The organism is Bradyrhizobium sp. GW821-FHT13H06, assembly GCF_058803975.1.
The window spans coordinates 250,801-275,908 of sequence record NZ_JBXAPN010000007.1 but is presented as its reverse complement, the minus strand read 5'-3'; the positions used below and the strand labels follow the sequence as shown (position 1 = coordinate 275,908).

General features: G+C 65.4%; 24 protein-coding genes. 13 read left to right on the top strand and 11 right to left on the bottom strand.

The window, feature by feature from the left end; genetic code table 11:
- Window positions 1-21: 21 nt before the first annotated feature.
- Window positions 22-261 carry a hypothetical protein gene (locus AC1RQP_RS27735; protein ID WP_239624609.1) on the bottom strand — a complete coding sequence of 80 codons (240 nt, stop codon included), beginning with the start codon at window positions 259-261 and terminating at the stop codon, window positions 22-24.
- Between the two features lie 416 nt (window positions 262-677).
- Window positions 678-1,751 carry an RgsD C-terminal domain-containing protein gene (locus AC1RQP_RS27730; RefSeq protein ID WP_492939638.1) on the bottom strand — a complete coding sequence of 358 codons (1,074 nt, stop codon included), beginning with the start codon at window positions 1,749-1,751 and terminating at the stop codon, window positions 678-680.
- A 251-nt stretch (window positions 1,752-2,002) separates the two neighbouring features.
- Between AC1RQP_RS27730 and AC1RQP_RS27725 the strand changes: the two genes are divergently transcribed.
- The gene (locus tag AC1RQP_RS27725; RefSeq protein ID WP_239624613.1) at window positions 2,003-3,022 is read left to right on the top strand and encodes a patatin-like phospholipase family protein; all 1,020 of its coding nucleotides are present in this window, start codon (window positions 2,003-2,005) and stop codon (window positions 3,020-3,022) included.
- An 18-nt stretch (window positions 3,023-3,040) separates the two neighbouring features.
- Here AC1RQP_RS27725 and AC1RQP_RS27720 read toward each other — a convergent pair whose 3' ends face one another.
- A complete protein-coding gene (locus AC1RQP_RS27720; protein WP_454646227.1) occupies window positions 3,041-3,469 on the bottom strand; it encodes a CBS domain-containing protein in 429 nt (142 codons plus the stop codon).
- Window positions 3,470-3,660: 191 nt separating this feature from the next.
- Window positions 3,661-4,467: a rhomboid family intramembrane serine protease gene (locus AC1RQP_RS27715; RefSeq protein WP_028181142.1), complete on the bottom strand. Its 807-nt coding sequence runs from the start codon at window positions 4,465-4,467 to the stop codon at window positions 3,661-3,663.
- 308 nt (window positions 4,468-4,775) lie between these two features.
- Between AC1RQP_RS27715 and AC1RQP_RS27710 the strand changes: the two genes are divergently transcribed.
- The 3 genes from AC1RQP_RS27710 to AC1RQP_RS27700 all read left to right on the top strand — a co-directional run bounded on the left by AC1RQP_RS27710 (window position 4,776) and on the right by AC1RQP_RS27700 (window position 7,505).
- On the top strand, window positions 4,776-5,078 hold the full coding sequence (locus AC1RQP_RS27710) for a GIY-YIG nuclease family protein (protein WP_492939635.1): 303 nt from the start codon (window positions 4,776-4,778) through the stop codon (window positions 5,076-5,078).
- 607 nt (window positions 5,079-5,685) lie between these two features.
- Complete coding sequence (locus AC1RQP_RS27705) at window positions 5,686-6,240, top strand: PAS domain-containing protein (RefSeq protein ID WP_492939633.1); 555 nt, start codon at window positions 5,686-5,688, stop codon at window positions 6,238-6,240.
- Window positions 6,241-6,371: 131 nt separating this feature from the next.
- The gene (locus AC1RQP_RS27700) at window positions 6,372-7,505 is read left to right on the top strand and encodes a DJ-1/PfpI family protein (RefSeq protein WP_492939631.1); all 1,134 of its coding nucleotides are present in this window, start codon (window positions 6,372-6,374) and stop codon (window positions 7,503-7,505) included.
- Window positions 7,506-7,569: 64 nt separating this feature from the next.
- Here the strand turns inward: AC1RQP_RS27700 and AC1RQP_RS27695 are convergent, their stop codons facing one another.
- Entirely contained in the window at window positions 7,570-7,956 is a 387-nt protein-coding gene (locus AC1RQP_RS27695) for a COG4315 family predicted lipoprotein (protein ID WP_492939629.1), read from the bottom strand.
- Window positions 7,957-8,101: 145 nt separating this feature from the next.
- On the opposite strand from AC1RQP_RS27695, the gene AC1RQP_RS27690 reads away from it, so the two are divergent.
- Together AC1RQP_RS27690 and AC1RQP_RS27685 are read left to right on the top strand one after the other, a co-directional pair.
- Window positions 8,102-8,608, top strand: a complete 507-nt coding sequence (locus AC1RQP_RS27690) for a GNAT family N-acetyltransferase (RefSeq protein ID WP_492939627.1) — start codon at window positions 8,102-8,104, stop codon at window positions 8,606-8,608.
- 122 nt (window positions 8,609-8,730) lie between these two features.
- A complete protein-coding gene (locus tag AC1RQP_RS27685; RefSeq protein WP_492939625.1) occupies window positions 8,731-9,024 on the top strand; it encodes a hypothetical protein in 294 nt (97 codons plus the stop codon).
- Window positions 9,025-9,102: 78 nt separating this feature from the next.
- On the opposite strand, the gene AC1RQP_RS27680 is transcribed toward AC1RQP_RS27685, so the two are convergent.
- Window positions 9,103-11,043 carry a DEAD/DEAH box helicase gene (locus AC1RQP_RS27680; protein ID WP_492939623.1) on the bottom strand — a complete coding sequence of 647 codons (1,941 nt, stop codon included), beginning with the start codon at window positions 11,041-11,043 and terminating at the stop codon, window positions 9,103-9,105.
- Between the two features lie 278 nt (window positions 11,044-11,321).
- Between AC1RQP_RS27680 and AC1RQP_RS27675 the strand changes: the two genes are divergently transcribed.
- Both AC1RQP_RS27675 and AC1RQP_RS27670 read left to right on the top strand, forming a co-directional pair.
- Window positions 11,322-12,062 carry a metallophosphoesterase family protein gene (locus tag AC1RQP_RS27675; protein ID WP_492939621.1) on the top strand — a complete coding sequence of 247 codons (741 nt, stop codon included), beginning with the start codon at window positions 11,322-11,324 and terminating at the stop codon, window positions 12,060-12,062.
- 119 nt (window positions 12,063-12,181) lie between these two features.
- Window positions 12,182-12,535, top strand: a complete 354-nt coding sequence (locus AC1RQP_RS27670) for a cupin domain-containing protein (protein ID WP_239624631.1) — start codon at window positions 12,182-12,184, stop codon at window positions 12,533-12,535.
- A 33-nt stretch (window positions 12,536-12,568) separates the two neighbouring features.
- Here AC1RQP_RS27670 and AC1RQP_RS27665 read toward each other — a convergent pair whose 3' ends face one another.
- Both AC1RQP_RS27665 and AC1RQP_RS27660 read right to left on the bottom strand, forming a co-directional pair.
- The gene (locus AC1RQP_RS27665) at window positions 12,569-12,991 is read right to left on the bottom strand and encodes a VOC family protein (RefSeq protein WP_239624632.1); all 423 of its coding nucleotides are present in this window, start codon (window positions 12,989-12,991) and stop codon (window positions 12,569-12,571) included.
- A gap of 84 nt (window positions 12,992-13,075) precedes the next feature.
- The gene (locus AC1RQP_RS27660; protein ID WP_239624634.1) at window positions 13,076-14,227 is read right to left on the bottom strand and encodes a zinc-binding dehydrogenase; all 1,152 of its coding nucleotides are present in this window, start codon (window positions 14,225-14,227) and stop codon (window positions 13,076-13,078) included.
- Window positions 14,228-14,419: 192 nt separating this feature from the next.
- Here AC1RQP_RS27660 and AC1RQP_RS27655 point away from each other — a divergent pair, with 192 nt between their 5' ends.
- From AC1RQP_RS27655 to AC1RQP_RS27635, 5 genes are all read left to right on the top strand, one after another.
- Window positions 14,420-14,827, top strand: coding sequence for a nuclear transport factor 2 family protein (locus tag AC1RQP_RS27655; RefSeq protein ID WP_492939618.1), 408 nt, complete (start codon window positions 14,420-14,422; stop codon window positions 14,825-14,827).
- Between the two features lie 207 nt (window positions 14,828-15,034).
- The gene (locus AC1RQP_RS27650; RefSeq protein ID WP_492939616.1) at window positions 15,035-16,252 is read left to right on the top strand and encodes an MFS transporter; all 1,218 of its coding nucleotides are present in this window, start codon (window positions 15,035-15,037) and stop codon (window positions 16,250-16,252) included.
- Window positions 16,253-16,329: 77 nt separating this feature from the next.
- Window positions 16,330-17,496 carry an MFS transporter gene (locus AC1RQP_RS27645; protein WP_239624640.1) on the top strand — a complete coding sequence of 389 codons (1,167 nt, stop codon included), beginning with the start codon at window positions 16,330-16,332 and terminating at the stop codon, window positions 17,494-17,496.
- A 69-nt stretch (window positions 17,497-17,565) separates the two neighbouring features.
- Window positions 17,566-18,177, top strand: a complete 612-nt coding sequence (locus tag AC1RQP_RS27640) for a PilZ domain-containing protein (protein ID WP_024340745.1) — start codon at window positions 17,566-17,568, stop codon at window positions 18,175-18,177.
- A 330-nt stretch (window positions 18,178-18,507) separates the two neighbouring features.
- Complete coding sequence (locus tag AC1RQP_RS27635; protein ID WP_492939614.1) at window positions 18,508-19,134, top strand: transglutaminase-like cysteine peptidase; 627 nt, start codon at window positions 18,508-18,510, stop codon at window positions 19,132-19,134.
- A gap of 108 nt (window positions 19,135-19,242) precedes the next feature.
- Here AC1RQP_RS27635 and AC1RQP_RS27630 read toward each other — a convergent pair whose 3' ends face one another.
- Genes AC1RQP_RS27630 through AC1RQP_RS27620 form a run of 3 tightly spaced genes read right to left on the bottom strand, consistent with a single transcriptional unit; the run spans window position 19,243 to window position 25,070 of the window.
- On the bottom strand, window positions 19,243-22,305 hold the full coding sequence (locus AC1RQP_RS27630) for an efflux RND transporter permease subunit (protein ID WP_492939612.1): 3,063 nt from the start codon (window positions 22,303-22,305) through the stop codon (window positions 19,243-19,245).
- A 60-nt stretch (window positions 22,306-22,365) separates the two neighbouring features.
- Window positions 22,366-23,481, bottom strand: coding sequence for an efflux RND transporter periplasmic adaptor subunit (locus AC1RQP_RS27625; protein WP_492939610.1), 1,116 nt, complete (start codon window positions 23,479-23,481; stop codon window positions 22,366-22,368).
- Window positions 23,478-25,070: an efflux transporter outer membrane subunit gene (locus AC1RQP_RS27620; protein ID WP_492939608.1), complete on the bottom strand. Its 1,593-nt coding sequence runs from the start codon at window positions 25,068-25,070 to the stop codon at window positions 23,478-23,480. The genes AC1RQP_RS27625 and AC1RQP_RS27620 overlap by 4 nt, the downstream gene beginning before the upstream one ends.
- Window positions 25,071-25,108: the final 38 nt, after the last annotated feature.

The following is a 25,108-nucleotide window of genomic DNA, read 5'->3' as shown; positions in this document are numbered from 1 at the left end:
GCCTGTTGCCCGTTGGCGCCGCTAGTCCTCGCTGGACGCGGCGGAGCGGTTGCGCAGATAGGCCTGCGACAACAGAAAGAACAACGCGCGCTCGCCTTGATATTTGGCAGACGGCCGGGTGCGCTCGAAGCCATCGGCAAATATCTTGCCGGACTGGTCGCACACCTGCCATCGCCAGCCAAACCGCTTGCGCCTGGTAAGGATCACTTCGAACATGCCGACGGGCTTGGTCCCTGCTCCTTGCCGGTCTCGCAGACGCACAGGCCTGCTCCGGCTACCCCCATTAGATGGATGACCGACATATAACCCAGTGCGGTGGAAAGAGAATAAAATAGATGATCGGAAACTCGTATCGTGCGCCGGAGTGTGACGAAGCCGCGGTGCGGGAATAAGCCGTGGTCAGCGGTGTTTCCTCCGTCCCCAAGCGGCCATTTGGTCAAAAACACGGGGTGCGGCGGCGAAGAGCGTTGCTTCCGGCACCCCGGGACCGATCTGGCGGTAACAAGAGATGCACGTCCGTGCGCTGGATGAGAACGATCGTGCGGTGCGTCAAGTCAGGCTGCACGCAGCGCCGCTTCAGAAGCGCGATGCGATCAGGGTGAATCGTCATCGCGCTTCAGGTTGTTGTTCAAGCATGATCTTTTCGGAAAGCGCTGCGCACTTTTCCGAATCATGCTTCAGCGCGCGACGACTTCGACTTCGCCGTCGACGCCGTTGACGACGTTGAAACCGCGCTCGTAGACCTTGCCCTCGTTCTTGGCGATGGCGCGGTATTCGCCTTCGGAGAGCACGACGCGCGGGAAGGCGCCGATCGATTCCTTGATGACGTCGCCGCCAGGGGTCAGCACCGACCAGGCGGTGTTGGCGAGCGCCTCGCCGCCCCTGTCGCTGACCAGCTTGAGGGTGATGACGGCGGCACGGTGGGTGATGGTGACGTCGGTGAGCTTGCCGGCCTGGACGCGGATGTCCGAGCGCACCACCGAATTGGCGTCGCCGTAGTTGGAGACGATGTAGTAGGTGCCCTCCGGAATCAGCACGACGTCACCGGCGGCGACGTTCGGCACCAGCGATGCGCGCTCGCCGGATTCGAACTGGCTGCCCTTGTAGATCGCGAACGAGATCTGGTTCTGCGGAATGCGACTGGTGCCGACGCGGCCCTCGATGCGCAGGCCGCCCGCCGGCAGCACGAAGGATTCGCGGTCCGTCTCCGCCTTCAGGGCGACGGTGCGCACCGCGCTGACGAGGCCGAAGGCAACATGTACGACGTAATTGCCGGGCGGCAGCACGATGTTTGGCGTGGCGTTGCGGTCCTCGCGGATCAGCTTGAAGGTGCCGTTCTCGTCGGGACGGTCGGCGAACACGCGCCAGACCAGGCCGCTGGTGATGGGCGGAGAGTCCTTGCCGTATTTCGCCGTCAGCGACAGCACGCCCTGCCCCGGCACGGCCGCGTTCAGCGGGGCGGCCGGTGGCACGGTCGTGACCGCGGGCGGCGGCATGCTGGGCGTCGCGGGCTGCATCAGCGTCGGCGGCAGGCTTGGGGGCCCCGCGCCAGGGCCGGAGGGCGGCGCCAGGCTGACGGCGCCGCCGGGGTCGGGCACCGATGCCGGCGGCACCGGCGGCGGACGATCGGAGAAAAGCTGCGCCTGCGCAGCAGTTTGGCCTGAGGTAACGAGGCACGCCGCAAGGATCAGCGCCGGCAGCAGCCTGCCGCTGCGCCGCCATCCGATGATGCCGTCACCCCCGCGTGTCATACTCCCTGCTTTTCACCGAAAACGCGGCAAATTCAAGCCTCTGAAACCCCAGGAAATACGGCCCCGCGCGCGATCGATGGAACCCGATTGACGCTTACGTGATTGCCCCGGAGCCAACCATCCCTCGCCATACTCCTGCCCCGTGCCCTTCGCAAAGCGGCATAAACCATGCTTCACCCCTGATCTGGCGGAGCGCAACAGCGGTGCCTAGTCTGGTGATACGGGCTGGCCTCGGCGTTAGGAGGGTTTCGGTGCTGGACAGATTGAAGGGTCGGGGCTCCAATGGCGAGAAGGTGGGACTCGGCAGCATCCGCCGGCCGGTCATCGGCCTCGCCCTCGGCGGCGGCGCGGCGCGCGGCTTTGCCCATATCGGCATCATCAGGACCCTGCTCGCCAACGGCATCGTGCCTGACGTCGTGGTCGGCACCTCGATCGGCGCCGTGGTCGGCGGCCTCTATGCGGCCGGCCAGCTCGACACGCTGGAAGAATGGGGCCGCAGCCTGCAAGGCATGCGCAACATCCTCGGCTATCTCGACATCCGCCTCAACGGCTCCGGCCTGATCGGCGGCGAGAAGCTCGCAATCCGGCTCGAGGAGGCCTGCGGCCAAACCCAGATCGAGGACCTTCCGATCAAGTTCGCGGCCGTGGCGACCGAGGTCCGCACCGGCCACGAGATCTGGCTGACACGCGGCCGCGTGGTCAACGCGATGCGCGCCTCCTATGCGCTGCCGGGCATCTTCGCGCCGGTGCTGATCGGCGACCGCTGGCTGGTCGACGGCGCGCTGGTCAATCCGGTACCGGTTTCGGCCGCCCGGGCGCTCGGCGCCGAAATCGTCATCGCCGCAAATCTTTCCAGCGACATCTTCACCCATTCCACGACGATCTATTCGCACGGCGCGATGCCGGCGACGGTGGCGCCCGAGGCCGGGGAGACGACGGTCAAGCGGCGCTTTCCGCGGTTGTTCTCGCCGGAGAAAACCGTGAAGCGCGAGTTCTTCGGCGGCGGCGGGCGGCCCGGCATCTCCTCGGTGATGGTCGATGCCTTCAACATCATGCAGGACCGCATCACCCGCGCCCGCCTCGCCGGCGATCCGCCTGACATGCTGATCACGCCACGGGTCGGCCAGATCGGCTGGTTCGACTTCCACCGCGCCGATGAGCTCATCGCCTTCGGCACCCGTGCAGCCGAGCGCGCGCTGGATTCGATCCAGGAGGCCATCCATGTGCTGGCGCCGGCGCCCGAGGGCACCGCGCCGAAAGCACAGGAATGAGGCCGGTTGTGAGGGCGGTCAGGCCGTCTTGATGTAGTCGCGCAGGGCTTCCTGCTCCGACTCGTATTCCTGGACCCGGCGCTTGACGATGTCGCCGATCGAGATCAGGCCGACCACCTTGCCGTTGTCGATCACGGGCAAATGGCGGAACTTGCCCGACGTCATCATCTCCATCAGCTCGGCCACGGTGTCGGTCTCCTTGCAGGTCACGACCTTGCGGGTCATGACGTCCGAGACCGGCGCCTCCAGCACGCCGGCGCCGCGCTCGCCCAGCACGCGCACAATGTCGCGCTCCGACAGGATGCCCTCGAGTCGGCTCTGGTTCATCACCAGCACCGCGCCGATCTTCTTCTCAGCGAGCAGCTTGATCGTGGCGGCCAGCTTGGCGTCGGGCTCGACGCTCACGATCTGGTGCCCCTTGGTGTTCAGAATGGAACGTACCGTCATTGCAGCCTCCCTGAATCGGAGCCGTCCGCCCTCGAGGCGATCCGAACTTGTTCTTCGAGTCTTCAACTAACAGTTTTGGCGCCGGTTTCACGCTCAGGCGCGTTGCGAAGCGTCGCCGCTAGCAGCTTGCGGCTTCGAAACATTGTTCTCGGGGATGATGGATGAATTCGGGCCGCGCCGCAAGCGCCGCTTCAAATACGGTTTGAAATGTCCTGTGATGACGCATCCGCAGCATCGCCTCGAACGCGCGGCACGGGATCGAACAGGGCGAACAGCAGCAGACCGGCAAAGAAGCCGCCGATATGCGCCTGCCAGGCGACGCTCGTGGTCTCGGAATCGATCCCGATCGCGCCGACGCCGAAGATGATGTTGACGCCGAACCAAACGCTGAGGAAACCGATCACCCGTCCGTCGCGCAGCGCGCGCGACAGCGGCAGCGCCGGAACTTTTGCGGCGGTATCGGCGTCCGAACGGCTGAACGACAGGAAGCTGCCGCGGACGAAGGCGAAGCGGATTGCGGCTGCCATCGCACCCGACACCGAGGCCGAGGCGCCGATCATCGGCGCCACCGCATGCTCATGGGTGATGAGATGGGCCAGCGCGCCGGCCGCCGCCGTCACCGCCAGGAAGACGAAGAACCTGACCGCGCCGAAGCGCCGCGCCAGCGCGCTGCCGAACGGCAGCAGCCACAGCACGTTGAAGCCGAGATGGGTCAGATTGGCGTGCAGCAGCGAATAGGTGACGAAAGTCCAGACCTTCGCACCCGCCCCGCCCGGGATCTGCAGATTGAGCAGCGAGGAATCGTAGCGCTTCGGGATGAAGCCGAACACGTCGATGGTCCAGTTCTCGAGCTCCGGCGGCAGCAACACCCGCAGATGGATCACCGCCAAAAGCAGGATATAGGCGGTCAGCGCCGCGGGCAGCGTCAGGATCGGCTCCCGCGGAGCCTCCTCGACGACGGCAGGCACGTCCGGTGACGAATCTTGCGGGGAATCCAAGGCAGCTTCGCTTTCAGGCGCGATCGGAGCGGTAGGCTTGGAGATAGTCGCCTTTGCCGTCCCTGCGCAAGTGCACAAACGGAAAAGGCGCGAGATGTCCGGCTGCGATCCGGACGGCCGCTGGGCCCCGGCTCTGCAGCGCATCACTGAAGAAGTGCTGCGCTGCGTCCGGGGCACCAAACCGCTCCGCCAAGGTCCCGTGTCCCGGACAAGGCGCGGCACGACGTGACGCGCCGCAGATCCGGGACCCAGTTGGCCGCAAGCTCGAACCATGCAATTTTAGATAGTTCCACTCCCGGACTTCGCCGATGCAAACCGCCTTCTTTGTTTACATCCTTGCGAGCAGACGAAACGGCACGCTGTATGTCGGCGTCACCAACGATCTCGCCCGCCGAATGGCCGCACACAAGGCCAAGCTCGTGCCCGGGTTCACGAAACAGTATGGGATCACTCTGCTCGTCTATTTCGAGACCTATGAGTCAATTCTCGAAGCACGGGCGCGCGAGCATTCGCTGAAGCGATGGCGGCGCGCGTGGAAGCTCAAACTAATCGAAGATCTCAATCCCGACTGGCGCGACCTCACGGAGGAGCTGAACTCGCTGGCAGGCTGACTGGGTCCCGGCTCTGCGCAGCAACGCTACGCGCTGCAGCGCGTCCGGGACATGGAGACTTCACCGGCCCGAACCGCTTTCGTGTCCCGGACAAGGTGCGGCACGAAGTGACGCGCCGCAGAGCCGGAATCCAGAAGCGCCAGACACTCGCTGCTGCATGGGCCCCGGCTCTATAGCGCATCACTTGAAGAAGTGCTGCGCTGCGTCCGGGGCACGAGAGATACTGTGAAAAAGGAAAAGGCAGGGCCCTGGGAAAGCCCTGCCTGTCCGTGTCGGTCTTCCGGTGGCCGGAGAGACAAGGAGTATCCCCACCCCTCCCCGCGGCCCGTGACCAAACTGTTTGACGCCCTGTGTACAGGCCTTGCCGAGAACCTGGAGAAAGCGGCGAGGCTTGCGACCGCGGTCACCATAACAGGCAGGCGGCCGGCACAAAGCGCATAGTTAATTTAACGTTAACGACGCAAAGGCAGGCACAACAGGGCCGAAAACGCCGCTGCGGCATGGACGCTGCAAATCCCCTCCTGCACAACAAGAGAAGGGATCGCGGGTGCACTGAAGCGGGACAGGTTTGTCCCGTGAGGTCGCGCCCGGGGGTTAGCGTTCAGACATGAAACATCCGTCGAGCCGCGCGTTCTTCGCGTATTGGAACAAGAAGCGCGGCACTGCGCGAGCCCCTGACCGGGCCGACATCGATCCGGCTGCGGTCCGCGGCCTGCTCGGCGACATCTTCGTGCTGTCCTGCGAGCCGAACCTCGGCTTCCCGTTTCGCGTCGCCGGCACGCGCGTCTGCGCGCTCGCAGGAACAGACCTCAAGGACCAGAGCTTTGCGGCGCTGTTCGCCGATGCGAGCCGCAGCGAGATCGAGGAGATCACGACAATCGTCGCCGACGAGACGCTCGGCGCGATTGCCGGCGTCACCGCGGTGCGCGAGGACGGCAGCAAGGCGCATCTCGAACTGCTGCTGCTCCCCTTCAACGCCCGCCCGCACACGCCGGTGAGCGTGACAGGCGTGCTCGCGCCGTTCGACGACGAATGCGGCTCGCTCTCCGCCTTCACCCTCACCTCCTGGCGCTATCTGCACCAGCCGGAGAAACTCCTGCCGCGCACCATCCGCAAATTGCAGATCGCACGCGGGCTGATGGTGTATGAGGGGCTGAGATAGTCTCCGCCGTCCGCCGCGCGACGAACCAACGCGCGGATGGCCGTTTTTGCCGGATCTGCGTCATTCCTGATGTCGTTGCCAGCGGTTAGCTTCCGCCTCGCGTGAAGCAACGAGGATCGGGTGACACCATCATGATATGGCGCATTCTGGCGTTGTGTGGCGTCGGCTGCGTGGCACTGCTGGCGGCGATCGGTGGAACCTGGCTGTTCCTGCTGCCTGGCTCGCCGGTTCAGGGGACCGCGCCTGCGATATCCAAGGACGAGACCGAGGCGACGCTTGCGGCGTTGAAGCCACCAAAGCGCAAACGTCCCCTGATCGCCATCGTCGGTATCAACGAGATGAGCGAGACCACCGACTATCTGATGCCGTACGGCATCCTCGCGCGCGCCGATGTCGCCGACGTCCTCACCTTGGGGACGCAGCCCGGACCCGTCGCGCTCTATCCCGCATTGAAAGTGCAGCCGCACGCGACGATCGCCGAGTTCGACGCTGCGCATCCCGACGGCGCCGACTACGTCATCGTGCCGGCGATGAGCCGCGAAGACGATGCCGTGGCCCTGCAGTGGATCAAAGACCAGGCCGGCAAGGGCGCGATCGTCATCGGCGTCTGCGTCGGCGCCATGGTCGTTGCCAATACCGGGCTGCTTGACGGCCGCCGGGCCACCACGCACTGGTATTCCGTGCGCGACCTGCAAAAGCATCCCGCGATCCGCTATGTCGCGGACCGCAGGCTGGTGGTCGACCGCGGCGTCGCGACGACGACCGGCATCACGGCGTCCATGCCGATGGCCCTGACCCTGGTCGAGGCCATTGCCGGCCGCGCCAAGGCGCAAGCGGTCGCCCGCGACATCGGACTTGCGGAATGGGATGCGCGCCACCGCAGCGAAGCCTTCCAGTTCACACGCCCCTTTGCACTGACGGCGATCGCCAACACGCTCGCATTCTGGAACCGCGAGCAACTCGGCATCGCGCTGACGCCTGATATCGACGAGGTGTCGCTTGCGCTGATCGCCGATGCGTGGTCGCGCACCTATCGCTCGCACGCGCTCACCTTCGCCGCCACGGCAGAGGCACGGACGAGCCGCAGCGGCCTCCGCATCCTGCCGGACAGGATCGCGGCCGACTGGCCGGCCAAGCAGACGCCGCCGGCCGCCGTCAACCTGCCGCCGGCGCGAGCGCTGGACCAGACGCTGCAATCCATCGATGCGCGCTACGGGCCGCGCACGGCCGACTTCGTCGCGATGCAGCTCGAATATCCGAGATAACGGCACGGCAGCGCGCCGGCTGTCGCGTGCAACGGCCGACGCACCGTGTTTGCGCAGAGCGCCGTTACGGCGTCGCCAGATGCCAGGCACCGTTCAAGAAGCCGTCGCCGGTGATGTCGCCGGGCTTCTGGTCCTTGGCGAAAGTGTAGAGCGGCTTGCCCTTGTAGGCCCACTGCTTCGAGCCGTCGTCGCGCGTGATGATGGTGTAGCCGTCGCCGGCGGCGTCGCCCGCCTCGGCCTTCAGCACCGGCCAGTTCGTCGCACATGGACCGTTGCAGGACGACTTGCCGTCCGCATCCTTGTCGAAAGTATAGAGCGTCATGCCCTTGGCATCGGTGAGCACGTTGCCCTTGTCGGTCTTGCCGGTCTTGGTCGGCGGGGTGGCAAAGGCGGCGGGAACGATCGCGAGCGATATTGCCAGCGCGAGCGCGAGGCGGATCGAGGACGTCATGATGTCTCCTGTCATGCAATTGGCTTGCATGGGTAGGACGCCGCACGCGGCCTCGTATTCCTCGGATCGCAGAAAGATATTTTTCGCTGCGCGCGCCAACGCAGCGGAATAAACTGGACCAACCGAGACGGAACGACGAAGAGACATGAACAAGCCGCACTGGCGCCCCGTGCACCCATCCGATCTGCCCGCGATCAGTGCCATCGCGGCGCGGATCCATCCTGATCTTCCGGAACGCCCCGAGGTATTCGCGGAGAAGATGCGGCTCTATCCCGACGGATGCCGCGTGCTTGTCGCCGGCGACGAGATCGCCGGCTACGGGCTCGCGCATCCCTGGAAGCAGCATCAGATCCCGCCGCTCGATCGCTTCCTCGAACGACTCCCCGAAGATGCAGACTGTCTCTACGTGCACGATATCGCCGTGCTGCCGGATCGGCGCGGCGGCTTTGCGCGCGCCTATGTGACCGGGATCGCGGAGCTGGCGCGCGCCTCCGGCATCGCGACGCTCGCACTGGTCTCGGTCTACGCCACGCGGCCGCTGTGGGAACGTCTCGGCTTCCGTGCCGTGGCGGCGGATGCGACGCTGCATGCGAAGCTGGCCTGCTACGGAGAAGGCGCGACCTATATGTTGCGCGACCTCGCTGCGACGTAACATCCCGCCCCCGGCTCACTCGGGCGTGAAACCGCCTCCTCGAACCGAGTCAGATCAGCCTCCGTCGAGAGAGTGTGTGTGCGAGCCCTTCCGGTCTCGCGAACCGAGGCTGGAGAATATCCATGACGCTCACATTGACGAAAGTTGCCCTGATTGCATGCGTTGGGACGGCCGCGTTCACCGCGACCAGCGCCACCGCGACGCAGTACCGGACCTATGGCTGCGACACCGCCTTCTTCGAAGGCTGCGGCTTCCTGATCGAGACACCCAACGTGGGCAGAAAACCCACCACCGTCATCCATCGCGATACCTCGCCGATCTACATGAAGCAGACCGATCCCCGCTACAGCTCGTCGATGCGTGATGCCGGCGGTGGTGGCGGAGGCGGAGGTGGTGGTGGCGGCGGAGGCCGCTGAGCCCACACCTGCCTTTTCAGATGGTGTCGCCGGTGCAATCCGGCGTCATCATTGCAGTCCGGGTTGATCGGTGACCGATCAACCTCGCCGCTTCTTCTTGGCCTTCTTTCCCGGCGCGCCCTTCGCGGGCCACGGCGTGACCGACGGCTCTGCGTGGCCCGGCCGGCTCTTGTGCTTCTTGTTTCCGAAGGAAGGAGCATCGGCGAATTTCGGCGCGCGATCGCCGTGAGGTTTGCTGCGAGGCTTGAATCCAGCTGCCTCGCGCGGGTGATCGTCGCGCCGTTCACGATGATCGCCGGCCTCGCGCCGGGGCGCGTGAGAGCGCTCCTCCGAAGCTTCCGGCCGGCGCGGCGCCTCCGCCATCCGCTCGATGCGGATGCTGTCTTCCTTGTCCGGACGCTTGATCTTGGCGGCGAACGACTCCGCCGCCCGCTCGGAAATCTCGAACTCGGTGGTGGTGTCCATGATCTTGATGGCGCCGATGTCGCGCTTGTCGATGCCGCCGCGGCGGCAGATCATCGGCAGCAGCCAGCGCGCCTCCGCATTCTTGCGTCGTCCGATGGCGGCGCGGAACCAGACGCTGCCTTCCGCCATGCCGTGTTTCGACGATGCTTTACCAGACTTCGGTCGGAGCCGCGCTGGGCGATCCTCGCCATCCGCGCCTTGAGATTTGTCGCGACCGCGATCATCGCGCGTCCGGCTGCCTCGCTCGCCGGGATCGATGATGTCCTCGGGAGATGGCAGCCGCGCACGGTAAAGCCGCGCCAGCGCGGCGGCGATGTCCTCCGCCGAGCGCTCGGCCAGCAGCGCCTGCGCCAGCACCAGATCGTCGGCCGTCGTCTCCTCGGTGAACAGAACGGCCTTCATGCGCGCGTGATCGAGCTTGCGGATTTCCTCCGCCTGCGGCGCGGTGCCCCAGGCCGCATCGATGCCGGACACATTGAGCAGCAGCTCCGCGCGGCGGCGGCGCGCCGGCGGGACGAGCAGCACGCTGGTGCCCTTGCGGCCCGCGCGCCCCGTGCGGCCCGAGCGATGCTGCATCACCTCGGCGTCGTTGGGCAGATCGGCATGAATGACGAGGTCGAGGCTCGGCAGATCGATGCCGCGGGCGGCGACGTCGGTGGCGACGCAGACGCGGGCGCGCCCGTCGCGCAGCGACTGGAGCGCCAGGGTGCGCTCGTTCTGCGTCAATTCGCCGGAGAGAGCGACGACCGAAAAGCCGCGCTCCAGCAGCGCCGCCTGCAAATGCCTGACGGCATCGCGCGTGCTGCAGAACACCAGCGCGCTCGGCGCCTCGTAGAAGCGCAGCACGTTGACGACGGCGTGCTCGACGTCGGCGGGCGCGATGCGGATCGCGCGATACTCGATATCGGCGTGACCGCCTTCGTCACCGGCGACCTCGATCCGGAAGGCGTCGCGCTGGTATTGCCTCGCCAGCGCGACGATGCCGCGCGGAAACGTCGCCGAGAACAGCAGCGTGCGGCGCGTCTCCGGCGTGGTCTCGAGAATGAATTCCATGTCCTCGCGAAAGCCGAGATTGAGCATCTCGTCGGCCTCGTCGAGCACGACGGCGGCGAGTTCGGAGATGTCGAGACGGCCACGCCGCAAATGATCGCAGAGCCGGCCGGGCGTGCCGACGACGATGTGAGCGCCTGCCGCCAGTTCGCGCTGCTCGCGCCGCGGATCCATGCCGCCGACACAGGAGACGACGCGCCCGGCGGCATGCCCGTAGAGCCAGGCCAGCTCGCGCTGAACCTGAAGTGCAAGCTCGCGGGTCGGCGCCACGATCAGGGCGAGCGGCGCTGCCGCGGGCCCGAACTGCTCGGCGTCATCAAGAAGATTCTTCGCGATGGCCAATCCGTAGGCGACAGTCTTGCCGGAGCCGGTCTGGGCCGACACCAGAAGGTCACGGCCGCTGGCTTCGTGAGCGAGCACGGCGAGCTGGACGGGGGTCAGTGAATCATAGTTCCGCTCGGCCAAAGCGCGGGCGAGCGGCGGGGTCAGGGCCGGAAGGGACACGAGATGGAGAACCTTGGTTGATTCAGGCGCGGAACGGTGATCCGGCGAACCTGAGCTGCATGCGCGGCGAACGGCCCGGCCGCACGCTGGCGATTTGATCTGGGCGCTCTTTACGCCAAGCGCCGGCAAATCGCCATGCCTATGTTGCATGGCTTGAGGGAAAGCACCGCGCCCGAAGGTTGCAGCGGATTCTTGCGGCCACCTTGATTAACATCGGCGCAACCGGATCTGGCGGCGACTGAGCCGAGATCGGACCCTAAGGGATGGAGAGCACAACGATGCGATTGGCAGTCATTTCCGATATCCACGGCAACCTTGCTGCGTTGGAGGCCGTGCTGGCCGACATCAAGGCGCGCGCCGTCGATCGGATTGTGAACCTCGGCGATTGCGTCACCAGCCCGTTGTGGCCGAAAGAGACCTTCGAAGCGCTGCAAGCGCTGTCGTTGCCGACCGTGCGCGGAAACCATGACCGCTGGATCGAGGAGTTTCCGGACGACAAGCTCTCCCCGGCAGGCCTGTTCGCCCGCAACGCATTGACAGCGGAGCAGCGTCGCGCGCTGCACGGCCTGCCCACCCAGTTGCGGCTGGACGACGGAATCCTGGCCTGCCATGGCACGCCCGAGAACGACACGACGTGCCTGCTGGAGGAATCGCTCGACGACGGCCGTTTTGTGCCGGCGCGCCGGGACGTTCTGGAGGCACGCCTCGCGAGCGAACTGGCAGCGCGCGTGGTGCTGTGCGGTCATAGCCACCGGCAGGCGGTCGTTCAGGGTCCCGGCGACCGTCTGGTCCTCAATCCGGGAAGCGTTGGCTGCCCGGTCTTCGCGGACCTTCCCATCGCCGCAAGACTCGAACACCGCTCGCCTCACGCCCGCTACGCGATACTCGCGAAGCGAAACAAGCGCTGGCAGGTCGAACTCCTGGCGCTCGAATATGATTGGGACGCCGCATCGGCGCGCGCGCTCGCCAACAACCGCCCCGATTGGGCGCAGGCCATGCTGACCGGGAGCGTCAAATAGCCGGTTGCACCCGAGATCTCCGCATACGCGACGGCAGCAAGATCGCCCCGCAATGACGGTGTTGTCGCGCCCGCCTCGCAATCCCAAATCGTGCCCCACCAGAGAGCAACGGGTGAAACATGACAAATAGCATATCGCTTGCCGACAAGCTCGCGACTTTTCAGGACTATTGGTCGCCGCGCACGGTCACGACCTTCAACGATTGCGACGTGATGGTGGTGAAGGTGAAGGGCGAGTTCACCTGGCACAAGCACGACGACACTGACGATTTCTTTCTCGTCCTCAAAGGCAATCTGGACATCGAACTGCGGGATCGGACGGTGACCCTCGGTCCGGGCGAACTCTACGTCGTGCCCAAAGGCGTCGAACATCGCCCGGTAGCCCGCGAGGAGGTTCATCTTCTGCTGATCGAGCCGACCGGGACGCCGAACACCGGCGACAAGGCAACCGCAGCGGCGCGCAAGCTCGCATAGCGGGCCACTTGCTCGGCGTCATCGGTAGTGCGCTCAGATCTCCGCGTACACCTCGAGCAGATTGCCGTCGGGATCGCGGAAGAACAGCGTGCGATGGCCGAACGACTGGTCCGTCGGCGGCGACAGCAGCGCCACGCCTTGCCGCAGGAGTTCATCGGCGCATTGATCGACTTCGGCGGCGGAGACCTTGAAGGCCAGTTGCAGCGAGGCGCTGCCCGCCGGGATCGGCGCATCGGAGGCAGTCCGGCTCGGCCTCGCCAAGGCCAGCGTGTTGCCGCCCAAGCCGTATTCGATCCAGTTCGGTGACAGCTCGCGCAGCAGCGGGAAGGCGAGGACGTCTTCGTAGAAGCGGCGCATCGCCGCCATGTCGCGCACGAAAATGACGGTGTAGTCGATCGCGCGGATGGCGTTGAAGGGGGAGCGTCGGTTTGGGTCGTCAGTCTCTTCGTTTGTCATTTCATCGTGCAATCCAAACTCCGACGCGTAGCCCGCATGAGCGAAGCGAGATGCGGGAATCATCAGCAAGGCCCCTACACGTCTTCACTCCACCAGTTCCGGCCACGGCACGATGGTCGATTTCACCGTCTTCATCGCCATCGCATCCCTCACCGCCTGTCCGACGCCCTCTTCCGTAAACGGATAGATCGTCTGCATCTTCAGCCACGGGTATTTGTCGCGCGTCCGATACAGCATGTCCACACCGAGCGGCAGATCGTTGCCGGTAAAACCCCAGGATCCCAGCACGTTGAGATCCTTGGTGCAGATGCGGTGCCAGGAGGTGTCGATCGAGCCGGCGTCGGTGAACTGGCCCATCTCGACATAGGTGCCGCCGTCGCGCAGCATCTCGATGCCTTCGGGGCCGGCGGTGGGATGGCCCGAGCAGTCCATCACGAGATCGGCGCCGAAGCCGCCGACGATTTTCCTCACGCGATCGACGCGCTGCTGCGGCGACTTGAGCTCCTCGATATTCACCGTGGCTTCCGCACCGAACTCACGCGCGAGCTTGAGCCGCGGCTCCTCCGGCGCGCCGACGCAGATGACGCGCCCTGCTCCCATTTCCTTTGCGGCCGCGACCGCCAAGATACCGATCGGGCCGGAGCCCTGGATCACCACCGTGTCACCCCAGCTGAAACCACCGGCGCGGGTCGCGCGATTGAAGGCGCGGATGCAGGAGGTCAGCGGCTCGGATAGCGCACCTAACCGCAACGACATGTCGTCGGGCAGCTTGTAGATCTTGGTGCCCGGCAGCATGTCGAGATCGACATAGACGTATTCGGCCCAGCCGCCCCACAGGTGCGGCGCCTTGTCGAAGCCGAGATAGCGGCCGTAATAGACCGGAGTCAGGCACTTGTTGGCTACTTGCGGATAATGGATGCAGTAGTAGCAGCGGCCGCAGGGCATCAGCGGCGGGATCATCACCTTCGAGCCGACGGTCAGCGGCTTGCTCATGAAATCCTCGGAGAATTCATCGCCGCATTCGACGATGACACCGCCGAGTTCGTGGCCGAGCGTGAACGGCCACGGCAGCGGCTTCGGCCAATGCCCTTTCAGAATATGCAAATCGGTGCCGCAGACCCCGCAGGCGCCGACCTTGATCAGCGCGCCCTTGCGGCCGACCTTCGGCCACGGCACGGTGCGGATGACGGGCTCTGAGCCCGGCCCTGCGTGGGTGCAGACGCGGATGGATTCCATGGCTGTTTCCTCGCTGCCCGTCTGTTGTGATTTGTGGTGCGGGCGTATCGCGAAGCTATCATAGCTCAGCCAGCGAAGGCGGAAGTGCCCTATGTGACCGGCGCACCCTCATTGCGCTGCAAGCGCCCGCATTTCGGCAAGATACTTGCAACGACGCAAGCAGTGCCGCACCAATTCCATTTCGGGGAGCCCATGACTGACAATATACGCGCGCTCTTCGATCGCTGGGAGCGGGTTTGGCATGAGGGGCGATTTGACCTCATCCCGGACTGCGTAGGATCGCATTACATCCGTCATGACGAAAGAGGCGACCGGACCGTCACGCGGGACGAGTATGCTGCGGAATTGCAGACTGTGCACCGAGACCGGCCCGGAATCCGCGTCGTGGTGTATGACCATTCTTTCTCGACTGACCGCGCGTGGTTCCGATTTGCATTCGTTTGGCCCGATCCCACGACCGGCGAGCAGCGCAGCCGCGCCGGCATGCAAAGCTACCGTATTGAAGGCGGCAAGCTGGCCGAGACCTGGATCACAATGCTTGGTCTTGGAACCACATGGGCCGACGAACCCCAGGAAAGCTGGACCCGCCGCAAGACGTGAGGAGAGCTCAGGTTCGGGACGTCGCTCGTCCGCCCGTCGCGATTTGCGGCGCCGGAGCACGGTCGATAGCGCGACGAAGTCACGGCTACCATGCAGGGCATGGCTGGTCTTCGTCCACGTGCAAAGTCTTGAGCCGTCGCCAGCGAACGTGTAAGGCGCCAAGAGTCCCACTCTGGTCATCCCGTGAACCCCCTCCCCCAAAATCCCATGGCCGCATCCGGATCGTTTGCGGCGATGAAGTCCGTGCCCTACCGTCTCCAGTTCGCCTCTTACGTGCTGGCGATGATGGCGGACAATATCGAGCATGTGATCAGCTATTGGGTGGTGTTCCAGAAATTCCATTCGCCGACGCTGGGCGGGTTTGCCGTGCTGTCGCACTGGCTGCCGTTCCTGCTGTTCTCCGTCGCGGTCGGTGGCCTCGCCGACCGGTTCGATCCGCGCCGCATCATCCAGTGCGGCATGCTGCTGTTCATCGTCGCCTCCGCCGGATGGGGCTTCTTCTTCCTGACCGATACGATCCAGATGTGGCACGCGATGCTGCTCCTGGTGATCCATGGCTGCGCCGGCGTGCTCTGGCAGACGCCGAACCAGCTTCTGCTCTACGACCTCGTCGGCCCGGCCGATCTGCCGAGCGCGGTGCGGCTGAATGCGATGGCGCGCTATCTCGGCATCCTGGTCGGACCCGCAGTCGGCGGCATCATCATGCTGACGCTCGGTCCCTCGCACGGCATCATCTTCAACACGCTGTTCTATCTGCCGATGCTGCTTTGGCTGTTCTGGGCCCCGGTCAGGGACAAGAGCGTGGCGGCGCGTCGCTTCGCGGTGCGCGGCCTTGCCGACATCGTGCTCACCATCCGCACGATCGACACCCAGCCCGTGCTGTCGGCGATGACGTGGCTTGCCGGCCTCACCTCCTTCATGATCGGCAACGCCTATCACGCCCAGATGCCGGGCTATGCCGGCGATCTCGGCCATGGCGATCCCGGCGTCTCCTACAGCGTGCTGCTCGCGGCGGATGCGGCCGGCGCGCTGCTGGCCGGCATCGCACTGGAATCCTGGGGACGGCTGAAGGGCACCCCGCGCACCGCAATCACGCTGGCGATGCTGTGGAGCGTGGCGCTGCTCGGCTTCGCACTGGTGCCGGTCTATCCGGTCGCGATTGCGCTGCTGTTCTTTGCAGGCTTCTTCGAGCTCTCCTTCAACACCATGGCGCAGGCGCTGGTGCAACTGAACGCGCCGCACGACATCCGCGGCCGCGTCGTCGGCCTTTACAACATGGCCGGGCTCGGCATGCGGGCCTTCAGCGGCATCACGGTCGGGGTAGCAGGCGCGGCGATCGGGATCCATTGGTCGCTCGGGCTCTCGGCCGCCGTGCTGCTGGCGCTGCTGTGCCTGCTGTATCAGCGCGCGGCGAAGGCGGCGTGAGGGCGCAGCGTTACGACACAGCCGATTGACTCCGGCGTCCCCTCACCGCACGCTCAAGACTTTTGGGAGATGGGGCATTGCGCAATCGCTGGGGCATTCTTGCGATCCTGTTCGTCGTGCGCCTCACCATCGCGTTCCAGTTCCAGAGTGTCGCGGCGGTCGCCCCGCTGCTGCAACAGACCTTCGGCGTCGGCCTTGCCGATATCGGCATCCTGATCGGGCTGTATTTCACGCCGGGCGTCGTGCTGGCGCTGCCGGGCGGCGCGATCGGCCGCACGCTCGGCGACAAGCCGACCACCATCGCCGCGCTGCTGCTGATGACGGCAGGCAGCCTCGTGATGGCTACCACCGACATCTGGGGCTGGCAGATGGCGGGCCGGCTCGCCTCCGGCGCCGGCGGCGTGCTGCTGACGGTGCAGCTCACCAAGATGGCCGCGGACTGGTTCGCGGGCAAGGAGATCGCCACCGCGATGGCGATCTTCGTCAATTCCTGGCCGGCCGGCGTCGCGATCTCGCTGCTGGTGCTGCCGGCGATCGGCACCGCTCATGGTGCGGGCGCCGTATTCCTGTCCGTGGGCGCACTGACCGCGATCGGCATTCTGCTGATCACGTTCTACCAGCCGCCGCCGGGAGCCGGCGCCGGCGCTGCCGGCTCGGGCCGGCTCGATCCGCTGGCGCTGCTGGCGGTGATCGTCGCAGGGCTCATCTGGGGCCTCTATAATGTCGGCTTCGCCATGATCTTCTCGTTCGGCCCGACGCTATTGGCCGAGCGCGGCTGGAGCATCGCCGCGGCGGGCTCGGCGATCAGCCTCGTGATGTGGCTGTCGGTGATCTCTGTGCCAGCAGGCGGCTATCTCGCCGACCGCTTCAAGCGACCCTTTATATTGGCGATCGGGGCCAGCCTCATCGTGGCAGGACTGCTGGCCTGGCTGCCGCGATCGGACGCGGTGATCACCATCCTGATCCTGATCGGCCTGATCGGAGGCCATCCGGCCGGCCCGATCATGAGCCTCGCCGCCCGCGTGCTCGCCCCGGACACCAGGGCGATCGGGATGGGCGTGTTCTACACCCTCTTCTATGCGACCATGATGCTGGGGCCGGCGGTGGCTGGGCGGCTCGCCAAATCGGCCGGGACCGCCGCGGTCGCGCTCGACCTCGGCGCGCTGACAGTGCTGGCGTGCCCGCCCCTGATGTGGCTTTTCGAGCGCATCGTGTCTGTCCGTTGCCGCCGCGCCCAATCCTAACGCGACATTAACCCTACGCACCTTAGGGTCGTCCCGGACTCCGCCCGGGCGGGGGGTCGGGTGTTGAAAATGGCGTTGGCGAACAAAAAATTTCTTCCGGCCGCCGAGGAGCGCAGGCGCTTCCAGCGGGTGAAGGTGCACCTGCTCGGCCGTTACATGCTGCCGGACCGACGGGAATTTCCCTGCCAGGTGATCAACATGTCGCCGGGCGGCCTCGCTTTGCTCGCGCCCGGCATCGGCAATGTCGGCGACCGCGTCGTCGCCTATCTCGATCATATCGGCCGCGTCGAGGGCAAGATTACCCGCATCATCGACAACGGCTTCGCCATGACGATCGGCGCGACACCGAGGAAGCGCGACAAGCTCGCGGCCCAGCTGACCTGGCTCGCCAATCGCGACATCCTCAATCTGCCGGAGGACCGCCGCCACGACCGTATCGTGCCGCGCAACCCCATCGCGGTGCTGACGCTTGAGGACGGCACCAAGATGACGTGCCGCATCATCGACCTCTCTCTGTCGGGCGCCGCGATCGCCGCGGAGAACCGCCCGCCCCTGAAATCGACGGTTCTGCTCGGCCGGGTCCAGGGCCGCGTGGTCCGAAACCTCGAAGACGGCTTCGCGCTGGAGTTCCTGCACGAGCAGCCGATCGAGACTCTCGAAGAGAGCGTTACCGCGCGGTAAAGCGCGCGGACGCGAAAACCTCATTATTTCCAAGCTGGAAGGCGGCCTCCGGGATACGGACGCCGCCTTTTTCGCGTCCCGCGGCGGCCGCCTTGCGGTTAACGCGTCGGTCGCGGAGCGGCGCGAACGCCGGTTCTGCCAGCGTTTCCAAGTTAATCGGTAAAATTTGAATCGATTGCAGTCATATCAAATTTTATTCGAATTCAATTCAAGTATAGATCGAATTCGCCGCGCCTTTTACTTGCATTCGTCTCGACTTGACTTGACTGACTTAGCGGCAACTCAAAAGCTCCGTGCGAAATGTGGTCCCAACAAGAAACGGGGACCGCAATGTTTGACTTCAGGGGACAGGGGAAGAGGCTGGCGCTGGTCGCCATGCTCTTCGGGATCAGCGCGGCGGCGCAGGCCGGCGAAAGCCGTCTGCTCTACGCGAGCCTCGGCGACACCACGCGTGCGCCGATCGGCTGGGTCGAGTTCTGCGCGGACAACGCCGCCCAATGCCAGGGCGCAGCGATGCAGCCGCGCGACATCGTGATGTCGCAGGCCGCATGGCGCGACCTCGTCAAGGTCAATCGCTGGGTCAACGAGACCGTCAAGCCTTTGACCGACCAGGAGCACTGGGGCGTGATCGAGAAGTGGTCGCTGCCATCAGACGGCTACGGCGACTGTGAAGACTACGTGCTGTTGAAGCGCAAGATGCTGATCGACGCCGGATGGCCGCGCCAGGCCCTGCTGATCACCGTCGTGCGCGACAAGAAGGGCGAAGGCCACGCGGTGCTGACGGTGAAGACCGACAAGGGCGAGTTCGTTCTCGACAATCAGAACGAGAACGTCGTTGCCTGGACGGAGACCGGCTACCGCTTCGTCAAGCGCCAGTCGCAGAGCGATCCCAACGTCTGGGTCTCGCTCGGCGATACCAAGCCGGCGGTCTCCACCGCCAGCGCGAAGGATCAGTAGGAACGAGACAACGAGTTACGCGGCCCGGTCACATCCCCACCCCTCCCCGTCCCAGACCGGTTCGCGCGCGCCCAGCCATCCCCCAATGGCTGGGCGCAACTTTTTGGGCTATGCCGGCGCTGTCTCGGCGGCAGCCGGAGCCGCCGCTGGCCGCGCGATCAAGGCATAGGCGACCGGCACCACGAACAGCGTGAACAGCGTGCCGATCGACAGCCCGGTCGCGATCACGAGGCCCATATTGTAACGCGACACCGCGCCCGCGCCGCTCGCGGTGATCAGCGGAACGACGCCGAGCACCATCGCCGCGGTCGTCATCAGGATCGGCCGCAGCCGGATCGCCGCGGCCTCGATGATCGCGTCCGTCGCCGCCTTGCCCTCGAGGCGCAGTTCGTTGGCCACCTCGACCATCAGGATGCCGTGCTTGCTGACGAGGCCCATCAGGGTGAGCAGCCCGACCTGGGTGTAGATGTTGAGGCTCGCGCCGCCGATGCCGAGGCTGATGAAGATCAGGGCGCCGGCCAGCGACATCGGCACCGACACCAGGATGACGATGGGATCGAGGAAGCTGTTGAACAGCGCGGCGAGCGCCAGGAAGATGATGATGACGGCGAAAGCGAACGTCGTGACGAAGCCGCCCGACTCCTGCTCGAGCTGCCGCGAGGCGCCGCCGAAATCCACCGTGTAGCCGGCCGGCAGGGTTTTCGCGAGATCCTTGAGCGTGGCAAGCGCGCTGCCCATCGACACCGTCGGCATCGCAACGCCCGAGATCGTCGCCGCATTGATCTGCTGGAAATGGTTGCGCGACTGCGGAACGGTCCTGTTCTCCAGATGGGCGACGGTCGACAGCGGCACCATCGAATTGTCGCTCGCCTTGATGTAGTAGCCGAGCAGCTGGTCTGCCGTCAGCCGATCGTTCTGCTTGGCCTGAGGAATCACCTTGTAAGATCGGCCGTCCAGGCTGAAATAATCGAGGTAGTTCCCCCCGAGCATGGTCGCGAGCGCACCGCCGAGATCACTCATCTTGAGGCCGAGATCACCGGCCTTGTCGCGGTCGAAGGAGACCAGCGTCTGGGGCCTGTCGATTTTCAGGTCGGTATCGAGGAAGATGAATTGGCCGCTCTTCAGCGCCTGCACCATGAAGTTGCGCGAGACCTGGTCGAGTTCGTTGTAGGAACCGGTCGTACCGATCACGAACTGGATCGGAAGGCCGTTGCTGCCGGGCAGCGGCGACGGCTGGAAGGCGACCGAGCGCGTGCCCGCGATGGTGTTGAGCAGGTTCTGGAAATCCGGCTGGAGAGTCTTCGTGGTCAGGCTGCGCTGGTCCCAGGGCTTGAGCACCCAGCCTCCAATCGCCTGGGTGGGCGTGTCGATCTGGAAAAGGGTCTTCGTTTCCGGGCGCTTGGCCACGAGATCGTAGACCTGCTGGCTGTAGAATTGCCGCTGCTGAAGTGTCGCTGAGGGTGCCGACGTCGTCAGCGAGAGCACGACACCCTGGTCCTCGTCGGGCGCGAGCTCGCTGGTCGAGGTCGCGTAGAGCCAGGGAATGCCGGCCAGCAGCAGCAGCGCGAACACGGCCACGACTGGCTTCATCGCAAAGACGGCCTCCAGCCGGCGGCGATAGGCGCCTGAGAGCCACTCCAGCACGTGGTCGATCGTCCCGACCAAGCGCGCCTCCCAGTTCGTCGCATCGCGCTCGGTCTTGCGCAATAGCCAGGCGCAGTTCATCGGCGACAGCGTCAGCGCGATCACCGCCGATACCGTGACCGCGCCTGCGAGCGTGAAGGCGAACTCGGTGAACAGCGCGCCGGTGAGGCCGCCCTGGAATCCCACGGGCACGTAGACCGCGATCAGAACCACGGTCATGGCGATGATCGGGCTTGCCAGCGCGCGTGCGGACTGGATCGCGGCCTCGACCGGCGCGACGCCTTCGTCGATCAGCCGGTGCACGCTCTCCACGACGATGATGGCGTCATCCACCACGAGCCCGATGGCGAGCACGAGTGCAAGCAGGGTCAGCAGATTGATGGAGAAGCCCATCAGCAGCATCAGCCCGAACGTGCCGATCAGCGACAGCGGGATCGCGATGACCGGGATCAGGACCGATCTCCACGAGCCCAGGAACAGGAACACCACCACGATCACGATCAGCACCGCTTCCACCAGCGAGTGGACGACCTCGTCGATCGAGGAGTTGACGAAGTCGGTGGAGTCGTAGAGCACCTCGCCGACCAGACCGTTCGGAAGCTGCGCCTTGATGTCGGGCAGTACCGCCTTCACACCGTTGATGACGTCGAGCAGATTGGCGGTCGGGGCCGTCTGGATGCCGATATAGACAGCCGTCTTGCCGTTGAATTTCGTTTCGCTGTCGTAATCGTCGTTGCCGAGCGTCACGTTGGCGACGTCGCGCAGGCGGATGATGGCGCCGTTGACGGTCTTGACCACGAGGTTGCGGTACTGCTCCAGCGAATGGAGGTTGGTCGAGGCAGCAAGGTCGACCTGCACGAGCCGGCCCTTGGTCGTGCCGAGGCCGGAGATGTAGTCGTTGCCCGACAGCGCGGTCGATACCTCGCTTGCGGTGAGGCCGTAAGCCGCCAGCTTGTCGGGATCGAGCCAGGCCCGGAGCGCAAACTTCTTGGCGCCCAGCAATTCGGCCGTCTGCACGCCGGCGACGGCCTGAAGGCGCGGCTGCACCACGCGCGTCAGATAGTCGGTAATCTGGTTCGGCGCCAGCACGTCGCTGGCAAAGCCGATGTACATGGCGTCGATGGTCTGACCCACCTTGAGCGTCAGCGTAGGCTGTTGCGTGCCGCTCGGAAACTGGTTGAGGACCGAATTGACCTTGGCGTTGATCTCCGTCATCGCCTTGCCGGAATCGTAGTTCAGCCGCAGATTGACCGTGATGGTGCTGGAGCCGGTGACGCTGCTCGAGGTCATGTAGTCGATGCCGTTGGCCTGGGCGATGGCGTTTTCGAGCGGCGTCGTGATGAAGCCGGCGATGATGTCGGAATCCGCGCCGGCATAGGCGGTGCTCACCGTGACGATGGCGTTCTGCGTGCGCGGGTATTGCAGAATCGACAGCGTCGCCATCGAGCGCAGGCCGAGCACGAGGATCAGCGCGCTGACCACGAGCGCCAGCACCGGCCGGCGGATGAAGATATCGGTGAAGCGCATCTTGTCCTGAACTCGTTGGTCGCCACTCGTTGCTGCGGTATCCTCGCGCCGTCGCGAAGCCTACTGGTCGACGATGTTCGGCGCGGCCTCGGCCTGCGGCACGTGTGAATTGTCGATCTTGACCGGGCTGCCGTTGCGCAGCTTCAGCTGGCCGGCGATGACCACCGTCTCGCCCGGCTTGATCCCATCGTTGACCGCGACGCGGTCGCCTTTCGGGGGCCTCGTCTTGACGAACATCTGCCGCGCGGTGCCCTGTCCGTCATGGAGATCGTCGACGAGGTAGACCAGGTCGCCGTAGGAATTGTTCACGATCGCGGTGAGCGGGAGGGTAACGACCTGTTCGGGCTTGCCGACGGCGATCTCGACCTTTGCGAACATGCCCGGCAGCAGCCGGGCCTCGGCGTTGCGCAAGGTGGCGCGAACCTGGACGTTGCGGCTGCTCGAATCCACCTTGGCGTTGATTGCCGTGATCTGCCCGGTGAAGCGCTCGGCCGGAAACGCATCGACTGCGACCGACACGTCCTGCCCGATGCGGATCGAGGCCAGCGCCTGCTGCGGCAGGTAGAAGTCGACATAGATCGGATCGAGACTCTGCAGCGTGACGATGCTGGTGCCGGCGGAGAGATACTGGCCGAGATCGACGGCGCGGATACCGAGGCGCCCGGAGAACGGCGCCTTCAGCGTCTTCTGCTCGAGCAGGGCCTTCTGCTGCTCCACCAAGGCCTGTGCGTTCTTCAGGTTGGCCCTGTCGCTGTCGACCGTCGCCTGGCTCACCGCGTTGAACTTGATCTGCTCCTCGTCGCGCTTGAGCACGATCGCGTAGTTCTCCGCCGTCGCCTGCAGTGAACGCAGCTTGGCGAGGTCGTCGGTCGCCACCAGCGACAGCAGGGTCTGTCCAGCCGTGACGCTGTCACCCGAGGAGAACTCGATGCTCTGCACGATGCCGGCGACCTGGAGCGCGAGGTCGGCGCCGTTGACGGCGCGCAGCGAGCCGACCGCGCTCAGGCTGGACTGCCAGGGCGCGTTCGCGGCAACCGCGGTGGAGACGGTCTGCGGCGGATTGGCCAACGCGCCGATGGCCCGCCTGATCATGACCTCCTTGAAGGTCTGGAATCCATAGAGGCCGCCGAACAGGATCGCCATCCCGCACAGCATGATTGTCATCCGCTTGATCATCGCAACGCGTCCTCGGTCTTCTTGTCGACGCCGGCGAAGTACCCGGCATTGGCGCGCGGCAGCGCGTCCGGCGTTTCATCCACGCGATTCCACCAGCCGCCGCCGAGCGCCTGAAACAGCGCGGCGGTGTCGGTAAAGCGGGTCGCCTGCGCCTTGACGCGCGACACCCGTGCGTTGAGGTAGGATTGCTGGGCGTTGATGATGTTGGCGTACGGAACGGCGCCGGTCTTGAACTGCTCGACCGCCATCGCGAGGCTGTCGGCCGTCGCCTTCTCGGCGGCGGTCTGCGCCTTCAGCGTCGCGGCGTCGTACTGGATGGCGCGCAGGGAATCGGCCACGTTCTGGAACGCGGTCACCACCGTGCTCTTGTAGAGCGCGAGATCCTGCTCGAACGCCGCCACGTCGGCTTCCTTGGTGTGGTACAGCGTTCCGCCGTCGAAGATCTTCTGGCTGACGCTGGAAGCGGCACTCCAGACGATCGTCTCGGGCGAGAACAGCCGCTCGGGGCTGGTGGCGCCGTAGCTGCCCGAGAGCGTGAGTTGCGGCAGCAGGTTGGCGATGCCGACACCGACGGTCGCGGTCGCCTGATGCAAGGTCGCCTCGGCCTGACGAATGTCCGGCCGCTGCCGCACCAGCGTCGAGGGCAGCGACAATGGCAGCCGGCCGGGCAGGCGCAGATCGGCCAGCCGCACATGCTCGCCGCGGTCCTGACTCGGCAGCCGGCCGAGATAGGCCATCAACTGGTTGCGCTGTTGCGCCAGCTGCTTCTGCAGAGGAGCCAGCGTCGCCTTGGCTTGCGCCAGCGTCGCCTCTTGCGACAGCAGGTCGGATTTCGAGATCGCACCGATGTCGAACTGGCGCTGGATGCGCGCCAGCTGATCCGACTCCGCCTTGATGATCTCCTCGGTCGCAAGGATTTGATCGCGGAGCGAGGCATCCGTGATCGCGGCCGTCACCACGTTGGCGGTCAGCGCGAGATAGGTCGCTTCGAGCTTGAAGCCCTGATAGTCGGCCTGGGCTTGCAGCGCCTCGACCTGACGCCGCGTGCCGCCCCAGATGTCGAGCGCGTAGGACACGCTGACGGAAGCGTTGTAGAGCGTGTAGGTCGAACCTTGCGCCGGCCACACCCCCGACTGCGACGTGCTCGTCCGGTCGCGCTCCGCCGCGGCGCTACCGGACACTTGCGGAAACAGGCTGCCCTGTTGCGCCAGCGCATTCTCCCGCGCATAGCGCAAGACGAACTGCGCCGCCTGCACGTCGGGATGATTGCGGATGGCTTCCTCGACAAAGGCGTTGAGTTGCCGCGACCTGAACAGCGCCCACCAGGCGCCGGGAATGTCCCTGCCTGTTTCGAAGCCCTGCGAATTGCCGCCGGTCACCGGCGCACTCGTGGTGGCGGCCGGGCGCTGCTCGCGTGTGTAGCCGTTCACGGCCGGTCCGGCCGGCGACACGAAGTCCGGTCCGACGGCACAGGACGCCAGCACAACGCCGCAGAGCGAGACGCCGGCCCAGGCCGAGGCCCGCGCCGGCCGCCACCCTGCTGCGACGACGGGGACGTGCCTGGGCCTGCCTGGAAGAGGAGCTGTCAAAGAACTAAACCGTTTAGTTTTTGTCCGGGAGGCTGTAT

Bases quoted from the DNA above. Each gene is read 5' to 3' on its own strand.
- AC1RQP_RS27730 (WP_492939638.1), bottom strand. From the start codon at position 1,751: ATGACACGCGGGGGTGACGGCATCATCGGATGGCGGCGCAGCGGCAGG.
- AC1RQP_RS27675 (WP_492939621.1), top strand. From the start codon at position 11,322: ATGCGATTGGCAGTCATTTCCGATATCCACGGCAACCTTGCTGCGTTG.
- AC1RQP_RS27705 (WP_492939633.1), top strand. From the start codon at position 5,686: ATGAAACATCCGTCGAGCCGCGCGTTCTTCGCGTATTGGAACAAGAAG.
- AC1RQP_RS27720 (WP_454646227.1), bottom strand. From the start codon at position 3,469: ATGACGGTACGTTCCATTCTGAACACCAAGGGGCACCAGATCGTGAGC.
- AC1RQP_RS27660 (WP_239624634.1), bottom strand. From the start codon at position 14,227: ATGGAATCCATCCGCGTCTGCACCCACGCAGGGCCGGGCTCAGAGCCC.
- AC1RQP_RS27695 (WP_492939629.1), bottom strand. From the start codon at position 7,956: ATGACGTCCTCGATCCGCCTCGCGCTCGCGCTGGCAATATCGCTCGCG.
- AC1RQP_RS27635 (WP_492939614.1), top strand. From the start codon at position 18,508: ATGTTTGACTTCAGGGGACAGGGGAAGAGGCTGGCGCTGGTCGCCATG.
- AC1RQP_RS27710 (WP_492939635.1), top strand. From the start codon at position 4,776: ATGCAAACCGCCTTCTTTGTTTACATCCTTGCGAGCAGACGAAACGGC.
- AC1RQP_RS27690 (WP_492939627.1), top strand. From the start codon at position 8,102: ATGAACAAGCCGCACTGGCGCCCCGTGCACCCATCCGATCTGCCCGCG.
- AC1RQP_RS27700 (WP_492939631.1), top strand. From the start codon at position 6,372: ATGATATGGCGCATTCTGGCGTTGTGTGGCGTCGGCTGCGTGGCACTG.
- AC1RQP_RS27655 (WP_492939618.1), top strand. From the start codon at position 14,420: ATGACTGACAATATACGCGCGCTCTTCGATCGCTGGGAGCGGGTTTGG.
- AC1RQP_RS27685 (WP_492939625.1), top strand. From the start codon at position 8,731: ATGACGCTCACATTGACGAAAGTTGCCCTGATTGCATGCGTTGGGACG.
- AC1RQP_RS27670 (WP_239624631.1), top strand. From the start codon at position 12,182: ATGACAAATAGCATATCGCTTGCCGACAAGCTCGCGACTTTTCAGGAC.
- AC1RQP_RS27640 (WP_024340745.1), top strand. From the start codon at position 17,566: ATGGCGTTGGCGAACAAAAAATTTCTTCCGGCCGCCGAGGAGCGCAGG.
- AC1RQP_RS27625 (WP_492939610.1), bottom strand. From the start codon at position 23,481: ATGATCAAGCGGATGACAATCATGCTGTGCGGGATGGCGATCCTGTTC.
- AC1RQP_RS27665 (WP_239624632.1), bottom strand. From the start codon at position 12,991: ATGACAAACGAAGAGACTGACGACCCAAACCGACGCTCCCCCTTCAAC.
- AC1RQP_RS27630 (WP_492939612.1), bottom strand. From the start codon at position 22,305: ATGCGCTTCACCGATATCTTCATCCGCCGGCCGGTGCTGGCGCTCGTG.
- AC1RQP_RS27650 (WP_492939616.1), top strand. From the start codon at position 15,035: ATGGCCGCATCCGGATCGTTTGCGGCGATGAAGTCCGTGCCCTACCGT.